Raw genomic sequence first — 16,265 nt, forward strand, 5'->3', positions numbered from 1 at the left:
AGCAACCATCAGAATCTAAGCCAGCGGAAGATTCAATGGCAACTCCAGCAGGCGGTTCAATGGGTACAGGTTTCTTATTCGGCAACTCTTCATTCTACTACCTCAACAGTAATAGTTCTATGACGAGAGGTTGGAAAAAAGAAAATGGAATGTGGTACTTCTACAATACTGATGGTTCAATGGCCACAGGATGGTTGCTAGACAATGGCTCATGGTACTACCTCAATAGTAATGGTTCAATGGCCACAGGATGGTTGCTAGACAATGGCTCATGGTACTACCTCAATAGTAATGGTTCAATGGCCACAGGATGGTTACTAGACAATGGTTCATGGTACTACCTCAACAGTAATGGCGATATGAAAGTTAGCCAATGGTTCCAAGTTAGTGGGAAATGGTACTATGTAGATGAATCAGGTATGCTTGCAGTCAATACAACAGTAAACGGCTATAGAGTAAATGCTAATGGTGAATTGGTAAACTAAATCTAACTGAATGAATCTTAATATTATTTTTTGATAGGATATTAAGGCTGAAAATAACTGCATAATCTCTAGCCAGATTTATTCTACTGGAGATTATGGAGTATTTTGTAATATAAGAGATAATGGAAGGATGAGCTAGTGACTCAACATTCTTATATAATAGATTGAATCTAGAGTAGTACATAGTTACTGATGAAAAATCAACTGTTAAAGTGCCTGCTGGCAAATAATTACCTAACACAGGTTCAGCATCAAGTGCAGCACTTGCTAGTCTTGGTCTAGTGGCGGCAACCAGTGGTTTTGCTTTGCTAGGAAGAAAGGCTAGACGTAGAAAATAGGACAGCTAGAAAATTCTATTCTCTACTTAAAGTTAGATTATAAGGGGGATTTGGAGAAATCATCAATCCTAGGGATGGGTGAGAGAAGTGAGAACCCAAGATAATCACACACTTTAGATGAATAGGGATATTCTATCAATGTAACCAGTCTCTTCTGTCTCTAACTGTGGAATAGAAGATGGGCAATATCGGATAGAAAAGCTAGCAGAATAGCTCTATTGAAGAGAGGAGGGAAACCGAAAAATTGGGTGCCCCTCCTCTTTTTTGGTATAATAGTAGATAGAAAACGAGGTTAGAAGAGATGATTTTTGATACACATACACACTTGAATGTAGAAGAATTTGCGGGTCGTGAGGCAGAAGAAATTGCCTTGGCTGCTGAGATGGGTGTGACACAGATGAATATTGTTGGTTTTGATCAACCAACGATTGAGCGTGCCTTGGAGTTGGTAGATGAGTATGACCAACTTTACGCAACCATTGGTTGGCACCCGACAGAAGCAGGGACTTACACAGAGGAAATTGAAGACTACTTGCTTGATAAGCTCAAGCATCCTAAGGTGGTTGCCTTGGGTGAGATTGGTTTGGATTATCATTGGATGACAGCACCAAAAGAGGTGCAGGAGCAGGTTTTTCGCCGTCAGATCCAGCTATCTAAGGACTTGAATTTGCCTTTTGTTGTCCATACCCGTGATGCGCTGGAAGATTCCTATGAGATTATCAAGAGCGAGGGAGTTGGCCCTCGAGGTGGCATTATGCATTCTTTCTCAGGGACGCTTGAGTGGGCAGAGAAGTTTGTCGAGCTTGGCATGACCATTTCCTTCTCAGGAGTGGTGACTTTTAAGAAGGCAACTGACCTCCAAGAAGCAGCTAAAGAGTTACCTTTGGACAAGATGTTGGTGGAGACGGATGCGCCTTACTTAGCACCTGTACCCAAGCGTGGTCGCGAAAACAAAACAGCCTATACTCGCTATGTAGTGGACTTTATAGCTGACTTGCGTGGTATGACGACAGAAGAGCTGGCGGCGGCAACGACTGCAAATGCAGAACGAATTTTTGGATTGGACAACAAGTGATGAAAGAAAAAATTTCCCAAGTCATCGTGGTTGAAGGTCGCGATGATACGGTCAATCTCAAGCGTTATTTCGATGTGGAGACCTATGAGACACGAGGTTCTGCCATCAATGATCAGGATATAGAGCGAATTCAGCGTCTACACCAACGTCATGGAGTCATTGTCTTTACAGACCCAGATTTTAATGGGGAGCGGATTCGTCGTATGATTATGACGGTCATTCCAACAGTTCAGCATGCCTTCCTCAAACGAGATGAAGCTGTTCCTAAGTCCAAGACCAAGGGCCGTTCTCTGGGAATTGAGCATGCCAGCTATGAAGACCTGAAAACGGCTCTAGCTCAGGTGACAGAACAATTTGAACATGAGAGTCAGTTTGACATCAGTCGTAGCGACTTGATTCGCCTTGGTTTTCTAGCAGGAGCAGATAGCCGTAAGCGACGAGAATATCTAGGAGAGGCTCTCCGAATCGGCTATTCCAACGGCAAGCAACTCCTCAAACGCCTAGAGTTATTTGGGGTCACCTTGGAAGAAGTGGAAGAAGCTATGAAATCTTATGAGTAGGAAAGATGTAGCTGTTACAATTTTTTAAGTTTCACAGTATTTTTCGAAGCAGGTAGAAGAGGAGGCGTCTGATGTTAATTGGTCAAAAAATTAAAGAGATTCGGATAGAAAAAGGAATTAGTCGTCCAGATTTTTGTGGAGATGAGCAAGAACTGACGGTTCGTCAACTATCGCGAATTGAAAGTGGAGCTTCGCAACCGAGTTTGCCCAAGTTAGACTATATTGCTCGCCGGCTAGGAGTTCCAGCTTATAGCCTTATGCCGGATTTTTCAGCTCTTCCTTCTGCTTATTTAGAATTGAAATACCAGATTTTACGTGAACCAATCTATGGTAAAGAAGAGGAGTACGATAAGAAAGAAGCGTGTTTGGAAGAGATTTATAAAACATACTTTGATAATCTTCCTAAAGAAGAACAATTAGCATGTGAAGTATTGCAGGCGTGTTTAGATACTTCTAGAACTAGAAGGCCTGAATATGCAGAGTTAATACTTGAGGAACATATGCCTCAGATTATAGAAAAAGAAGCTTATTCAATAAATGATATGTTGTTGATTCGTTTGTTTTTTTATCAAATGCTCATTAGAAAAGATCTTGCCAAATTTATAAATCAAATCGAAAAGCTAATGCTCTTTCTTTTGGAACAGAAAAAGGTAACTAAATTAGAAAACTTCTTTATAATTAGAGATACTCTTATTTCAGGAATGTGTTGTCTTGAAAAGGTAGGAGTAACTGATTGTTTTAATGATTATCTATCGTGTTTACAAGAAATTATGGATAAAACTCAAGATTATCAAAAGAAACCTCTTGTATTTATGTTTTTGTGGAAGCAAGCATTAAGAGAAGAAAGAGATTTTAGTTTAGCTGAATCATTTTATCAGTCTTCTAAAACATTTGCGCAGCTAATTGGAGATGAATTTCTAGTAAAGAAATTGACAGAGGAATGGCAAGAGGATGTCAAAAAATATTTATAAACATAGTGAATCAGTGATAAAAATGTCCTTGTTCTCGCATCAAAACAGTTCTAAAGTTCGTCTTTAGGGCTGTTTTTTTAGATATAAGCTAAAAATGACACGAAATGGTTAGATTTTAAGGACATTGATGTTCTTGGAGTTTATTTAAGAATAATTTATAATTAATTAAAATGTGAAAGGAGATTACAGTATGAACTTTTCTATTTTATTTAGTTACTTGGTTGTTTAAATAAAATTCAATCTACTATAGTAAAATATCTAAAAAATTCGATTTTTTCTTTGACAACAAATAATAAAAATGATATTCTTATCATATAAGAAATCGGTTTCAAAAAAGAGAGAGGAGGATTTATTTTGTTGCTATGAAAAAATTAAAAAAATACCTTCCATTCTTTTTCTGTCTACTATACCTAATACACGGAATACTTGATTTATCAACTTTAAATATTTTAGGTGCAATCTTTAAAATTATAATTAGTACTTTGGGTATAATAGTTACATATCCGTTTTATAAAGAAGGAAACGAATAATTTAAAGAAATAATTCTGTACTCAGTCTTATTTAGTTGTTCTCATAGTAGTAGGAATAATCCGTGTTTACCATTTGCGAGTAATAAACAATAATCCTAAAAAAAGTCTCTGACAACTAGTGATTGATTTTTCTCGGATTAGTTTCACACAATTGTTTATACGAATGATTGGAGATTATGTTAAATTTACTTTGTGGTATTTTGCAATCAGAGTACATCAAATAGGCACCTTTTTATGTGTCCTTCGTTTTACAATAGGGTAAGAATATTTATAAACATAGTGAAGCAATGACAAAAATGTCCTTGTTCTCGCATTAAAACAGTTCTAAAGTTCGTCTTTAGGACTGTTTTTTAGATATAAGCTAAAAATAATATGAAAGAATTAGATTTTAAGGACATTGATGTCCTTGATAGTTCTTGAAAAAACGGATATAATATATTTGAAGATGTTGCTAGTAGAAAGAACTTAATAAACTTCTTAACATGGCGGTGACTGTGGTCACCTTCTCACTAAGTGACCAAGTAACTTTTTGGAGGAAGTGATGAAACGTTTATTTATTTTGATTTCAATGGTATTGGTATCGCTTTATATGGTGATAAATTCCGTTGATCATCGAGAAGAGATTTTATTTGGTAACTATCCCTCTGTTGATGTGATGGGTACTGGGCTAGACCAATCAGTAGCTGATCGAGAAAAACTGACAGAGGCTTTGAGTCACTTGGCGGTAGAGCACAATAGTCTCATCGCTCGTCGGATTGTTGAGCCAAATGAAGCTGGAGAAACACGTTTTACCTATGCCACTTATGGTGAGGGAGAGCTTCCAGAAGGTTTGACCATTTCCTCCAAGGAGAGTGCAGAAACGAGTGATTTATTAGGGTCTTACTTGATTGTATCAGGAAGTTTGGATGGAGTGAGCTTACAGACCGCCCTGCAAGAACTTGGTTATAATGGTGTTGTCTCGAATAGAACAGAGGCATTTTCGATGGTCGTCCTCTTGTCTGCTACCCCAATGGGGCTACTGAGTCTAGCTATTTTTCTGCTGACTTTTATGAGTCTGACCCTGATTTATCGGATCAAGTCCCTTCGTCAGGCAGGGATTCGCTTAATCGCTGGTGAGAGCTTGTTTGGGGTGGCTCTTAGACCAGTGTTAGAAGATGTGAGACAGCTTATCTGCTCAGTGCTGCTATCCAGTCTTTTGGGATTGGGGATTCTCTGGTATCAAGGTGCCTTGTTTATGGCAACGGTGCAACTGGTCATCATTGCTCTTCTACTTTATGGATTGACTCTGGCAGGGATTTCTACCTTACTAAGTGTCGTGTATCTACTTGGTTTACAGGAAAATAGTCTGGTGGATCTATTGAAAGGGAAACTCCCTCTCAAACGTATGCTGACATTGATGATGGTGGGGCAACTCTTGGCCGTGCTGGTGGTCGGCTCGAGTGCGACTGCTCTCCTACCCCACTACCATGAAATGCAGGAGATGGAGAAAGCTAGCGATAAATGGAGCCAGTCCTCAGACCGTTACCGTCTATCCTTTGGTTGGTCTAGTGCATTTGCCGATGAAGAAGGAATGCGTAAGGATAATCGTGAGTGGCAGACATTTACTGAAGAACGGTTAGCCAATACAGACTCTTTTTATATTATGAGCAATGTTGACAATTTCTCAGATGGAGCAGAAGTGGACCTAGATGGCAATCGTCTCAGTGACTACACACCGTCAGGGAATGTTATCTATGTCTCACCGCGCTATCTGATAGAAGAAAAGATTACCGTTTCTTCAGAGTTTATGGACAAGATGCAAAACTTGTCTGAGGGAGAGTTTGGGCTGATTTTGCCTGAGAGCTTGCGAGAGCAGTCTGCCTACTACCAAGGATTGTTTACAGATTACCTGCAAAGATTTTCATCTGAAAGTGTAGAGGCGACGAGTCCGAAACACTACCTTCCACAGTTAAGGCTAGATTTTACAGAAACAGGACAGGAACGTTTCCTCTATAATGATGGGTACAAGACAACACGTCAGTACCTAAAAGATCCGATTATTGTAGTTCTAACGCCGCAAGCGACTGGAACAAGACCTGTTGCAGGGATGTTGTGGGGAACTACGGCTAATAGTGCCTTGAAACTAGATCGATATGGAGACAGCATCACAGCTCTAAAAGAGCAAGGTCTGTATCACAAGGTCTCTTACTTGGTAAAAAGCCAGCTATTTTTTGCCAAGGTACTAAATGACAAACGGGTGGAGTTTTACTCTCTCCTTATTGGAACGATTTTGACCCTGTCTACGGCTATCTTGTTATTTGATTCCATGAATCTTCTCTATTTTGAGCAGTTCAGACGGGAGCTTATGATTAAACGTCTTGCTGGTATGACAATTTATGAGCTTCATGGCAAGTACTTACTGGCGCAAGGAGGAGTTCTCTTGCTTGGCCTAATCCTATCTAGTGTTTTGACAGGAGATAGCTTGATTAGCGCTTTAGTTGTAGCTTTATTTACTCTTAACGCCCTCTTGATTTTAGTAAGGCAGGATAAAAAAGAAGAAGCTGGTAGCATGGCAGTATTGAAAGGAAAATAAGATGATTGATATTCAAGGATTGGAAAAGAAATTTAATGACCGAGCGATTTTCTCTGGTTTAAATCTCAAGCTGGAGAAGGGCAAGGTCTATGCCTTAATCGGAAAGAGTGGAAGCGGAAAGACGACGCTGCTGAATATCTTAGGCAAACTAGAAAAGATAGATGGAGGAAGGGTTCTCTATCAGGGGAAAGATTTAAAAACCATACCCACTCGTGAGTATTTTCGAGACCAGATGGGCTATCTCTTTCAAAATTTTGGCCTCTTAGAAAACCAATCAATCAAAGAGAATTTGGATTTGGGCTTTGTTGGTCAGAAAATCTCAAAAGTAGAGCGTTTGGAAAGGCAAGTGGAGGCTTTAGAAAAAGTTAATCTAGGATATTTGGATCTAGAACAAAAAATCTATACTTTATCTGGGGGAGAGGCCCAACGAGTTGCCCTTGCGAAGACTATTTTGAAAAATCCACCCTTGATTTTGGCAGATGAACCGACAGCAGCTCTTGATCCTGAAAATTCAGAGGAGGTTATGAATCTCTTGGTGGGCTTGAAAGATGAAAATCGAATGATCATCATTGCGACCCATAATCCCCTAGTCTGGAATAAGGCCGATGAAATCATTGATATGAGGGAACTTGCTCATGTGTGAAAAAATCCGTATTCGCAGGGTACCTGATTATCCGAGTGTCAGAGGTGGTTTAGAAGATATTCTCATCATGGAAAATATGACCAATCATCTCCTTTTGGTTCAAATCCGAGTGAATGGCTATTTGCTTGATTTTGCTAGCATTGAAGGGCAAAGGCAAAAGCATTATCGTTTGAAAAATTTACCTCAAACGGTTGAATTGACAGTGGACGATGTGGAGGAAGATGTAGATTTGACCCTACCCGAAAATCGAAGTTATCAAGAAGCTGATTTTTTCGAACGGATGTTTCGCGAGAAGCGCTAAGTCCCCCTTTAAAGATTTCCAAGACTATCTTTCTTCATGAGGAAAGATAGTTTTTTGGTATGATTTTCACCCCCAAAATACAAGGGGAATGTGTTACAATAGTAGTAACAGATAATAGAAAAGAGAATAGATGAGAATTGCAGATTATAGCGTGACCAAGGCAGTGCTGGAGCGTCACGGTTTTACCTTTAAAAAGTCCTTTGGGCAAAATTTCTTGACGGATACCAATATCCTTCAAAAAATCGTGGATACGGCTGAGATTGATGACCAGGTCAATGTTATCGAAATCGGGCCAGGTATTGGTGCCTTGACGGAGTTTCTGGCTGAGCGTGCGGCTCAAGTCATGGCCTTTGAGATTGACCACCGTTTGGTGCCAATCCTAGCTGATACCCTGCGTGATTTTGATAATGTGACCGTAGTCAACGAGGACATTCTCAAGGTCGATTTGGCGCAACATATCCAGAATTTCAAAAATCCTGACCTGCCAATCAAGGTAGTGGCTAATTTGCCTTACTACATCACGACACCTATTCTCATGCACTTGATTGAAAGTGGCATTCCGTTTAGTGAGTTTGTGGTTATGATGCAGAAAGAAGTGGCGGATCGTATCTCAGCTCAACCTAACACCAAGGCTTACGGTAGCTTGTCAATTGCGGTTCAGTATTACATGACTGCCAAGGTTGCCTTTATTGTGCCTCGTACGGTCTTTGTGCCAGCGCCAAATGTAGACTCGGCGATATTGAAAATGGTGCGTCGTCCAGAGCCAGCTGTAGCAGTAGAAGACGAGAACTTCTTATTTAAGGTTTCCAAGGCAAGTTTCACTCATCGTCGCAAGACCTTATGGAATAACTTGACAGGTTACTTTGGCAAGACTGAAGAGGTCAAGGACAAGCTGACTAAGGCTTTGGACCAAGCAGGCTTGTCACCAAGTGTGCGTGGGGAAGCTCTCAGCTTGGCAGAGTTTGCCAGCCTAGCAGATGCACTTAAAGGGCAAGGACTCTAAGATGCAGGGACAAATCATTAAAGCCTTGGCAGGGTTCTACTATGTAGAGAGTGAGGGCCAGGTTTATCAGACACGAGCGCGTGGAAATTTCCGTAAAAAAGGTCATACTCCCTACGTTGGGGATTGGGTAGATTTTTCTGCAGAGGAAAATTCAGAAGGCTATATTCTCAAGATTTATGAACGAAAAAACAGTCTGGTCCGTCCACCTATTGTCAATATTGACCAAGCTGTAGTAATCATGTCCGTCAAGGAACCTGATTTTAACAGCAATTTGCTGGATCGTTTCTTGGTTCTTTTAGAGTATAAGGGCATCCATCCCATCGTCTATATTTCTAAAATGGATTTGTTGGGAGACGGGGGAGAACTGGATTTTTATGAACAGACTTATGGTGACATCGGCTATGACTTTGTGACCAGTAAGGAGGAACTCCTGCCTTTGTTAACAGGCAAGGTTACGGTCTTTATGGGGCAGACAGGTGTTGGGAAGTCAACTCTTCTCAATAAAATCGCACCAGACCTTAATCTTGAAACGGGAGAAATCTCAGACAGTCTGGGTCGCGGTCGTCATACCACTCGAGCTGTTAGTTTTTACAACCTCAATGGGGGTAAAATCGCAGATACACCGGGATTTTCATCGCTGGATTATGAAGTATCAACGGCGGAAGACCTCAATCAGTCCTTCCCAGAGATTGCCAGTGTCAGCCGAAATTGTAAATTCCGTACTTGTACCCATACCCACGAGCCGTCCTGTGCTGTCAAGCCAGCTGTAGAAGAGGGTGACATTGCCACCTTCCGTTTTGACAACTACCTGCAATTCCTCAGTGAGATTGAAAATCGCAGAGAAACCTACAAAAAAGTCAGCAAAAAAATTCCAAAATAAGGAGAAACCTATGTCTCAATACAAGATTGCTCCGTCAATTCTGGCAGCAGATTATGCCAACTTTGAACGTGAAATCAAACGCCTAGAAGCAACTGGGGCAGAATATGCCCATATCGATATCATGGATGGTCACTTTGTACCACAAATCAGTTTTGGTGCAGGTGTGGTCGAAGCTCTTCGCCCTCATAGCAAGATGGTTTTCGATTGCCACTTGATGGTGTCAAGCCCTGAGCATCATTTAGAAGACTTTGCGCGTGCAGGTGCGGATATCATCAGTATCCATGTGGAAGCAACGCCTCATATTCATGGTGCCCTCCAAAAAATTCGTTCACTCGGTGTCAAGCCATCAGTTGTCATCAATCCTGGCACACCAGTGGAGGCGATTAAGCACGTGCTTCACCTAGTTGACCAAGTCCTAGTCATGACAGTTAACCCTGGATTTGGTGGACAAGCCTTTCTACCAGAGACCATGGATAAGGTCCGTGAGTTGGTTGCTCTTCGTGAGGAAAAAGGTTTGAACTTTGAGATTGAAGTCGATGGTGGGATTGATGACCAAACTATTGCTCAAGCCAAAGAAGCTGGTGCGACTGTTTTTGTAGCAGGTTCCTATGTCTTTAAGGGAGATGTCAATGAGCGAGTACAAACTCTCAGAAAACAACTGGACTAGGGTTGCCGTTTTTGCAGGAGGAGACCGCGGTCATTATCGGACGGACTTTGATAGTTTTGTCGGTGTGGATCGAGGCTCGCTCTGGGTCTTGGAGGAAAACCTACCTCTTGCTCTAGCGGTTGGGGATTTTGATTCTGTGACGCAAGAAGAGCGACAGGTGATTCAAAAACGTGCCCAGTATTTTGTTCAAGCCCGACCAGAAAAGGATGATACAGATCTGGAATTGGCTCTCTTAACCATCTTTGAGAAAGATCCTCAGGCTCAGGTCACTATTTTCGGTGCTTTGGGTGGCCGTATTGACCATATGCTGGCTAACGTCTTTCTACCTAGCAATCCCAAGTTGGCACCCTATATGCGCCAAATAGAAATTGAGGATGGGCAAAATGTGATTGCCTATTGTCCAGAAGGGACCAGTCAGCTTGAACCCCGTTCAGACTATGACTACCTAGCCTTTATGCCAGTTCGGGATAGCCAGCTTACCATTCTCGGAGCCAAGTATGAGTTGACAGAGGAAAATTTTTTCTTTAAAAAAGTGTACGCTTCTAACGAATATATAGATAGGGAAGTTTCGGTGACTTGCCCAGATGGTTATGTGGTCGTGCTGCATAGCAAGGACAGGAGGTAGGATGGAAAGTTTACTTGTTCTATTATTGATTGCCAACCTAGCTGGACTCTTTCTGATTTGGCAAAGGCAGGATAAGCAGGAAAAACATCTAGCCAAGAGCTTGGAGGATCAGGCAGATCACTTGTCAGACCAGTTGGATTATCGCTTTGAACAAGCCAGACAAGCCAGCCAGTTAGACCAAAAAGATTTGGAAGTGGCTGTCAGCGACCGTTTGCAAGAAGTGCGAATCGAATTGCACCAAGGTCTGATGCAAGTCCGTCAAGAAATGACAGATAATCTCCTCCAAACCAGAGATAAGACCGACCAACGTCTCCAAGCCTTGCAGGAATCAAACGAGCAACGTTTGGAACAAATGCGCCAGACAGTCGAGGAAAAACTAGAAAAGACCTTGCAGACACGCTTGCAGGCTTCCTTTGAGACAGTTTCCAAACAACTGGAGTCGGTCAATCGTGGCCTGGGGGAAATGCAGACAGTTGCCCGCGATGTCGGCGCCCTCAACAAGATTCTCTCTGGAACCAAGACACGAGGGATTCTGGGAGAATTGCAACTGGGGCAAATCATCGAGGATATCATGACCCCTGCCCAGTACGAACGAGAATACGCAACAGTTGAAAACTCCAGTGAACGAGTGGAGTATGCCATCAAGTTACCCGGACAAGGCGACCAAGAATATGTCTACTTGCCGATTGACTCTAAGTTTCCACTGGCAGATTATTATCGCTTAGAAGAAGCCTATGAAGCAGGTGACAAGGACGAAATCGAACGCTGTCGTAAGTCGCTCCTAGCCAGCGTCAAACGCTTTGCAAAGGCTATTAAGAGCAAGTACATAGCACCACCTCGGACGACCAATTTTGGAGTTTTGTTTGTCCCGACAGAAGGTCTCTACTCAGAAATTGTCCGCAATCCTGTCTTCTTTGATGATTTGAGGCGGGAAGAGCAGATTATTGTTGCAGGTCCAAGTACCCTATCAGCCCTTCTTAACTCCCTATCAGTTGGATTCAAAACTCTCAATATCCAAAAGAGTGCCGACCATATCAGTAAGACTCTTGCCAGCGTCAAGACCGAGTTTGGCAAGTTTGGTGGTATTCTGGTAAAGGCACAAAAACATCTCCAACATGCCTCTGGCAATATTGATGAATTATTAAACCGTCGTACCACAGCTATCGAGCGGACGCTCCGTCACATTGAGTTGTCAGAAGGTGAGCCTGCGCTTGATCTACTCCATTTCCAAGAAAATGAGGAAGAATATGAAGATTAGTCACATGAAAAAAGATGAGCTGTTTGAAGGTTTTTACTTAATCAAATCAGCTGACCTGAGGCAAACTCGAGCTGGGAAAAACTACCTAGCCTTTACCTTCCAAGATGATAGTGGCGAGATTGAGGGGAAGCTCTGGGATGCCCAACCTCATAACATTGAGGCCTTTACCGCAGGTAGGGTTGTCTACATGAAAGGGCGCCGAGAAGTTTATAACAACACTCCACAGGTCAATCAAATCACTCTCCGCCTGCCGCAAGCTGGTGAACCCAATGACCCAGTTGATTTCAAGGTCAAGCCACCGGTTGATATCAAGGAAATTCGTGACTACATGTCGCAAATGATTTTCAAAATTGAAAATCCTGTCTGGCAACGGATTGTCCGAAATCTCTACACCAAGTATGATAAGGAATTCTACTCCTATCCAGCAGCCAAGACCAACCACCATGCCTTTGAAACAGGCTTGGCCTATCATACGGCGACCATGGTGCGCTTGGCAGATGCCATTAGCAATATTTATCCTCGGCTCAATAAGAGCCTGCTCTATGCGGGAATTATGCTACATGACTTGGCCAAAGTTATCGAGTTGACGGGACCAGAACAGACTGAGTATACAGTGCGAGGCAATCTTCTTGGACATATCGCTCTCATTGATAGTGAAATTACCAAGACAGTTATGGAGCTCGGCATTGATGATACCAAGGAAGAAGTCGTTTTGCTCCGCCACGTCATTCTCAGTCACCACGGCTTACTTGAGTATGGAAGTCCAGTCCGTCCACGCATTATGGAAGCAGAGATTATCCATATGATTGACAACCTGGATGCAAGCATGATGATGATGTCAACAGCTCTTGCCTTGGTAGATAAAGGAGAGATGACCAATAAAATCTTCGCTATGGATAATCGTTCCTTCTATAAACCAGATTTAGATTAATAATTTAAGAAAAATGAGCATTTTTTAGGATAAGAATGTTCGTTTTTTTATGTAAATATGGTATAATAAGTAAAAGACAAAAATGAATACTCTTCGAAAATCTCTTCAAACTAGGGTAGTACCGCCTTGTCGTATGTATATATGCAGGTATATTACAGGATTTGTCAGTTCTATCGACAATCTCAAAACAGTGTTTTGAATCACCAGCGACCAGCTTTCTAGTTTGCTTTTTGATTTTTTGAATAAAAATGGAATAGGAAATAGAAATGAAATTAAGAAGAAGTGATCGGATGGTTGTCATTTCCAACTATTTGATTAATCATCCTTATAAACTAACTAGTCTCAATACTTTTGCTGAAAAGTATGAATCTGCTAAATCATCCATCTCAGAGGATATCGTGATTATCAAACGCGCCTTTGAGGAAATCGAAATCGGTCACATCCAGACTGTGACTGGGGCTGGCGGAGGTGTTATCTTTACACCATCAATCTCAAACCATGATGCTAAGGAAATGGTTGAAGACTTGCGTGCCAAGTTGTCAGAAAGTGACCGTATCTTGCCAGGTGGCTACATCTACCTGTCTGATTTACTTAGCACACCAGCCATCTTGAAAAATATTGGTCGCATTATTGCCAAGAGCTTTATGGATCAAAAAATTGACGCGGTTATGACAGTAGCAACCAAGGGTGTGCCACTTGCAAATGCAGTTGCCAATGTCCTCAATGTCCCTTTTGTCATTGTGCGCCGTGACCTGAAAATTACCGAAGGTTCAACGGTTAGCGTCAACTATGTATCCGGTTCAAGTGGTGACCGTATCGAGAAAATGTTCCTTTCAAAACGGAGTCTCAAGGCAGGTAGCCGTGTCTTGATTGTGGATGACTTCTTGAAAGGCGGCGGAACTGTCAATGGGATGATTAGTCTCTTGCGCGAATTCGACTCAGAATTGGCAGGTGTAGCGGTCTTTGCGGACAATGCCCAAGAAGAACGTGAAAAGCAGTTTGAATACAAGTCACTCTTGAAGGTAACCAATATTGATGTCAAGAACCAAGCCATCGATGTTGAGATTGGTAATATTTTTGACACAGAAGAATAAAGGATAAAGGTTGGAACGGTTGTCCCAGCCTTTCTTTGCAAATAGAATAGAAGGAAACTTATGAAAACACCATTTATTAATAAAGAAGACTTAGAAGCGATTGTAGCCGAGTTCCCAACTCCCTTTCACTTATATGATGAGAAGGGAATTCGTGAGAAGGCAAGAGCCGTCAACCAAGCCTTTTCGTGGAACAAGGGCTTTAAGGAATATTTTGCAGTTAAGGCTACTCCAACCCCAGCTATTTTGAAAATTATCCAAGAGGAAGGCTGTGGTGTGGACTGCTCTAGTTACGTAGAGCTTTTGATGAGCCATAAACTGGATTTCCCTGGTTCTGAGATTATGTTCTCTTCAAACAATACGCCAGATAAGGAATATGCCTATGCGCGTGAATTAGGTGCGATCATTAACTTGGATGCCTTTGAAGATATTGAACATTTGGAGCGAGCAGCAGGCATTCCAGAAATCATCTCATGTCGTTATAATCCTGGAGGCGTTTTTGAACTGGGGACAGACATTATGGATAATCCTGGGGAGGCTAAGTTTGGTATGACCAAGGACCAACTCTTTGAATCCTTTGCCATCTTGAAGGAAAAAGGAGCCAAGACTTTTGGGATTCACTCCTTTCTAGCATCCAATACTGTCACCCATCTCTATTATCCAGAGTTGGCGCGTCAGCTTTTTGAATTGGCTGTTGAAATCAAGGAAAAACTGGGTATTTCACTAGACTTTATCAATCTTTCTGGCGGTATTGGTGTTAATTATCATCCAGACCAGGAGCCAAATGATATCGCCTTGATTGGTGAGGGAGTTCGTAAGGTGTATGAAGAGGTTCTTACGCCAGCAGGTCTTGGTCAGGTCAAGATTTTCACCGAATTGGGTCGTTTTATGCTGGCACCTCACGGTGCTTTAGTCACAAGAGTCACTCATAAGAAGAAAACCTACCGTACCTATCTAGGTGTGGATGCATCAGCAGTCAACCTCATGCGTCCAGCTATGTACGGAGCCTATCACCATATTAGCAACATGACTCATCCAGATGGACCAGCTGAAGTGGTAGATGTGGTTGGTTCACTCTGTGAAAACAATGATAAATTTGCAGTCAATCGCGAACTGCCTTATACAGAAATCGGTGATTTGCTGGTCATTCATGATACAGGTGCCCACGGTTTTTCAATGGGCTACCAGTACAATGCCAAACTTCGTTCTGCGGAAATCCTTTATACTGAAGAAGGCAAAGCCCGTCAAATCCGCCGTGCAGAGCGCCCTGAAGACTATTTTGCAACCTTGTATGGTTTTGATTTTGAAGAATAATCTGAGAATAGATTGAAAATGAAATTGAAAAACAGATTGCTTTCTAAAAAATAGGTAAAAATCTTGTTTTTCCTTCAAGTCGTGATATAATAAAACTATAAAACGTTTTCAAGGAAGGTAACGATATGTCTGAAGAAACAATTGATTATGGACAAGTGACAGGAATGGTGCATTCGACAGAAAGTTTTGGGGCGGTAGATGGCCCTGGTATTCGCTTTATTGTCTTTTTACAGGGCTGTCACATGCGTTGCCAGTATTGCCATAACCCAGATACTTGGGCTATGGAGTCCAATAAATCACGTGAACGGACGGTAGATGATGTCTTGACAGAAGCCTTGCGCTACCGTGGTTTCTGGGGAAATAAGGGCGGGATTACAGTCAGCGGAGGAGAAGCACTCTTGCAGATTGATTTCCTGATTGCCCTTTTCACCAAGGCTAAGGAACAAGGAATCCACTGTACCTTGGACACCTGTGCCCTTCCTTTCCGTAATAAACCACGTTACCTTGAAAAGTTTGACAAACTCATGGCTGTCACTGACTTGGTTCTCTTAGATATCAAGGAAATCAACGAAGAACAGCACAAGATTGTTACTAGCCAAACCAATAAAAATATCTTGGCCTGTGCCCAGTATCTATCAGATATTGGAAAACCTGTCTGGATTCGCCACGTGCTAGTTCCAGGATTGACAGACAGAGACGATGACTTGATTGAACTTGGTAAGTTCGTCAAGACTCTTAAAAATGTGGATAAGTTTGAAATTCTGCCTTATCACACCATGGGTGAGTTTAAATGGCGTGAATTGGGAATTCCCTATTCCCTCGAAGGGGTTAAACCACCAACAGCAGACCGCGTTAAGAACGCTAAACAACTCATGGATACCGAAAGTTACCAAGACTATACGAAACGTGTACATGGATAGAAAAGAAGCCTGATGGAAACATCGGGCTTTTGACGTACGACGGGCATGTCGTGCATCTGAGGTGTAAGTCCTCCGTGGGCACCCGCTACCGGTGAACCCAA

15 protein-coding genes and 2 pseudogenes are annotated in these 16,265 nt (G+C 42.0%); all 17 read left to right on the forward strand.

Annotation, left to right across the window (positions count from 1 at the left end; all coding sequences use genetic code 11):
• Nucleotides 1-485: pseudogene (locus HT688_RS10225) on the forward strand (hypothetical protein); the annotation flags it as partial.
• Nucleotides 486-694: 209 nt separating this feature from the next.
• A pseudogene (locus HT688_RS10230) lies at nt 695-823 on the forward strand (LPXTG cell wall anchor domain-containing protein); the annotation flags it as partial.
• A 301-nt stretch (nt 824-1,124) separates the two neighbouring features.
• Complete coding sequence (locus tag HT688_RS10235) at nt 1,125-1,898, forward strand: TatD family hydrolase (RefSeq protein WP_172923758.1); 774 nt, start codon at nt 1,125-1,127, stop codon at nt 1,896-1,898.
• Nucleotides 1,898-2,458: a ribonuclease M5 gene (rnmV, locus tag HT688_RS10240; protein WP_172923759.1), complete on the forward strand. Its 561-nt coding sequence runs from the start codon at nt 1,898-1,900 to the stop codon at nt 2,456-2,458. The genes HT688_RS10235 and rnmV overlap by 1 nt, the downstream gene beginning before the upstream one ends.
• Nucleotides 2,459-2,529: 71 nt before the next feature.
• Complete coding sequence (locus HT688_RS10245; protein ID WP_172923760.1) at nt 2,530-3,429, forward strand: XRE family transcriptional regulator; 900 nt, start codon at nt 2,530-2,532, stop codon at nt 3,427-3,429.
• Between the two features lie 1,071 nt (nt 3,430-4,500).
• Nucleotides 4,501-6,531: a bacteriocin-associated integral membrane family protein gene (locus tag HT688_RS10250; protein ID WP_172923761.1), complete on the forward strand. Its 2,031-nt coding sequence runs from the start codon at nt 4,501-4,503 to the stop codon at nt 6,529-6,531.
• A 1-nt stretch (nt 6,532) separates the two neighbouring features.
• Nucleotides 6,533-7,174, forward strand: coding sequence for an ABC transporter ATP-binding protein (locus HT688_RS10255; protein WP_000565529.1), 642 nt, complete (start codon nt 6,533-6,535; stop codon nt 7,172-7,174).
• Nucleotides 7,167-7,475: a hypothetical protein gene (locus HT688_RS10260; protein WP_172923762.1), complete on the forward strand. Its 309-nt coding sequence runs from the start codon at nt 7,167-7,169 to the stop codon at nt 7,473-7,475. The genes HT688_RS10255 and HT688_RS10260 overlap by 8 nt, the downstream gene beginning before the upstream one ends.
• 130 nt (nt 7,476-7,605) lie before the next feature.
• Nucleotides 7,606-8,478, forward strand: a complete 873-nt coding sequence (gene rsmA, locus HT688_RS10265; protein ID WP_172923763.1) for a 16S rRNA (adenine(1518)-N(6)/adenine(1519)-N(6))-dimethyltransferase RsmA — start codon at nt 7,606-7,608, stop codon at nt 8,476-8,478.
• A 1-nt stretch (nt 8,479) separates the two neighbouring features.
• Nucleotides 8,480-9,358 carry a ribosome small subunit-dependent GTPase A gene (gene rsgA / locus HT688_RS10270; RefSeq protein ID WP_172923764.1) on the forward strand — a complete coding sequence of 293 codons (879 nt, stop codon included), beginning with the start codon at nt 8,480-8,482 and terminating at the stop codon, nt 9,356-9,358.
• Between the two features lie 10 nt (nt 9,359-9,368).
• Nucleotides 9,369-10,025 carry a ribulose-phosphate 3-epimerase gene (gene rpe / locus HT688_RS10275; RefSeq protein WP_172923765.1) on the forward strand — a complete coding sequence of 219 codons (657 nt, stop codon included), beginning with the start codon at nt 9,369-9,371 and terminating at the stop codon, nt 10,023-10,025.
• Nucleotides 9,988-10,650: a thiamine diphosphokinase gene (locus tag HT688_RS10280; RefSeq protein ID WP_138699181.1), complete on the forward strand. Its 663-nt coding sequence runs from the start codon at nt 9,988-9,990 to the stop codon at nt 10,648-10,650. The genes rpe and HT688_RS10280 overlap by 38 nt, the downstream gene beginning before the upstream one ends.
• Nucleotide 10,651: 1 nt before the next feature.
• Nucleotides 10,652-11,908 carry a DNA recombination protein RmuC gene (locus HT688_RS10285; RefSeq protein WP_172923766.1) on the forward strand — a complete coding sequence of 419 codons (1,257 nt, stop codon included), beginning with the start codon at nt 10,652-10,654 and terminating at the stop codon, nt 11,906-11,908.
• Nucleotides 11,898-12,839: a 3'-5' exoribonuclease YhaM family protein gene (locus HT688_RS10290; protein WP_172923767.1), complete on the forward strand. Its 942-nt coding sequence runs from the start codon at nt 11,898-11,900 to the stop codon at nt 12,837-12,839. Before HT688_RS10285 ends, HT688_RS10290 begins: the two co-directional genes overlap by 11 nt.
• Nucleotides 12,840-13,105: 266 nt before the next feature.
• Nucleotides 13,106-13,933, forward strand: a complete 828-nt coding sequence (purR, locus tag HT688_RS10295; protein WP_007284882.1) for a pur operon repressor — start codon at nt 13,106-13,108, stop codon at nt 13,931-13,933.
• A gap of 60 nt (nt 13,934-13,993) precedes the next feature.
• Nucleotides 13,994-15,244 (forward strand): diaminopimelate decarboxylase, encoded by a 1,251-nt coding sequence (locus HT688_RS10300; protein ID WP_172923768.1) that lies wholly within the window; start codon nt 13,994-13,996, stop codon nt 15,242-15,244.
• 125 nt (nt 15,245-15,369) lie between these two features.
• Nucleotides 15,370-16,164: a pyruvate formate-lyase-activating protein gene (pflA, locus tag HT688_RS10305; RefSeq protein ID WP_001288274.1), complete on the forward strand. Its 795-nt coding sequence runs from the start codon at nt 15,370-15,372 to the stop codon at nt 16,162-16,164.
• The last annotated feature ends 101 nt before the right edge of the window (nt 16,165-16,265 follow it).

The sequence above is a fragment of the Streptococcus sp. 1559 genome, assembly GCF_013276735.1.
Taxonomy (GTDB): Bacteria; Bacillota; Bacilli; order Lactobacillales; family Streptococcaceae; genus Streptococcus; species Streptococcus pseudopneumoniae.

Excerpts from the sequence above, each read along its gene's own strand:
- HT688_RS10235 (WP_172923758.1), top strand. The coding sequence starts at position 1,125 with ATGATTTTTGATACACATACACACTTGAATGTAGAAGAATTTGCGGGT.
- rnmV (WP_172923759.1), top strand. The coding sequence starts at position 1,898 with ATGAAAGAAAAAATTTCCCAAGTCATCGTGGTTGAAGGTCGCGATGAT.
- HT688_RS10245 (WP_172923760.1), top strand. The coding sequence starts at position 2,530 with ATGTTAATTGGTCAAAAAATTAAAGAGATTCGGATAGAAAAAGGAATT.
- HT688_RS10250 (WP_172923761.1), top strand. The coding sequence starts at position 4,501 with ATGAAACGTTTATTTATTTTGATTTCAATGGTATTGGTATCGCTTTAT.
- HT688_RS10255 (WP_000565529.1), top strand. The coding sequence starts at position 6,533 with ATGATTGATATTCAAGGATTGGAAAAGAAATTTAATGACCGAGCGATT.
- HT688_RS10260 (WP_172923762.1), top strand. The coding sequence starts at position 7,167 with ATGTGTGAAAAAATCCGTATTCGCAGGGTACCTGATTATCCGAGTGTC.
- rsmA (WP_172923763.1), top strand. The coding sequence starts at position 7,606 with ATGAGAATTGCAGATTATAGCGTGACCAAGGCAGTGCTGGAGCGTCAC.
- rsgA (WP_172923764.1), top strand. The coding sequence starts at position 8,480 with ATGCAGGGACAAATCATTAAAGCCTTGGCAGGGTTCTACTATGTAGAG.
- rpe (WP_172923765.1), top strand. The coding sequence starts at position 9,369 with ATGTCTCAATACAAGATTGCTCCGTCAATTCTGGCAGCAGATTATGCC.
- HT688_RS10280 (WP_138699181.1), top strand. The coding sequence starts at position 9,988 with ATGAGCGAGTACAAACTCTCAGAAAACAACTGGACTAGGGTTGCCGTT.
- HT688_RS10285 (WP_172923766.1), top strand. The coding sequence starts at position 10,652 with ATGGAAAGTTTACTTGTTCTATTATTGATTGCCAACCTAGCTGGACTC.
- HT688_RS10290 (WP_172923767.1), top strand. The coding sequence starts at position 11,898 with ATGAAGATTAGTCACATGAAAAAAGATGAGCTGTTTGAAGGTTTTTAC.
- purR (WP_007284882.1), top strand. The coding sequence starts at position 13,106 with ATGAAATTAAGAAGAAGTGATCGGATGGTTGTCATTTCCAACTATTTG.
- HT688_RS10300 (WP_172923768.1), top strand. The coding sequence starts at position 13,994 with ATGAAAACACCATTTATTAATAAAGAAGACTTAGAAGCGATTGTAGCC.
- pflA (WP_001288274.1), top strand. The coding sequence starts at position 15,370 with ATGTCTGAAGAAACAATTGATTATGGACAAGTGACAGGAATGGTGCAT.